The 689-nt window shown below is 38.8% G+C and carries 1 protein-coding gene and 1 pseudogene; both read right to left on the bottom strand.

Annotated elements, in window-relative coordinates; translation table 11 throughout:
• A partial coding sequence (locus CIK86_RS19090; RefSeq protein ID WP_144443717.1) for a hypothetical protein occupies positions 1-373 on the bottom strand: 373 nt, incomplete at its 3' end.
• Positions 370-689: pseudogene (locus tag CIK86_RS19280) on the bottom strand (site-specific integrase); the annotation flags it as partial. The gene CIK86_RS19090 and the pseudogene CIK86_RS19280, both read right to left, overlap by 4 nt.

The following is a 689-nucleotide window of genomic DNA, read 5'->3' as shown; positions in this document are numbered from 1 at the left end:
GTTTTTTATATTCATTTAAGTCATGTTCGTTTTTAGCTTCAAGAGATTTGATTTTTCTACTTAATTCAATGTTTACGAGTCTGTGCCCACAGAACAAAAACAAAAATATAAATGCTGTTCCACCAACTAATGTACCTGTAGCTAAGGCTAAGCTGTTATCCCATACGTTTTCCCAGCCTAATTTTGTATTGCTGGTACTTTTAAATGTAACCGTTAATTCGCCATCAGCACTTTCGGTGTAAGCGAATTTTTTTAGATTGGGATAAAATTTCACATCACCACTAACCCTACTTTCGTAGTAACTATCGAGAGATTGATACCCAAAATAACCGGCTAAACCTAAAGCAATAACAAGAGCGAAAAGGTATTTCATCGTAAGTAAACCTCTGTGATATCCGGTCTAAAATGCCCCATTTCTTGGCTAACAGTTTCTAGACGCGTAGTGTAATTTAATCTTTGATTTTGTAACTCGGACATACGTTCTTGAGCGTATGAGTGACGAACGCCATGTGCACCAGATGACCACCCAAGAGCACGATTTGATGCTGCAGAAAATGAGTTAGACCAGCGTTGGCCACCTGCAATATCATACTGAGAACGATAATTTATGCCTCTGTCGCTTACTGTGTTTGCTGTGTCCAGGCGTTTGCTTTCTAAGCGTTCTGAAAGTGAATGAGGTAAAACGACTT

Source organism: Pseudoalteromonas sp. JB197, from assembly GCF_002332205.1.
Taxonomy (GTDB): domain Bacteria; phylum Pseudomonadota; class Gammaproteobacteria; order Enterobacterales; family Alteromonadaceae; genus Pseudoalteromonas; species Pseudoalteromonas nigrifaciens.
The sequence above is the reverse complement of the archived record's forward strand: the minus strand, read 5'-3'. Positions and strand labels throughout refer to the sequence as shown.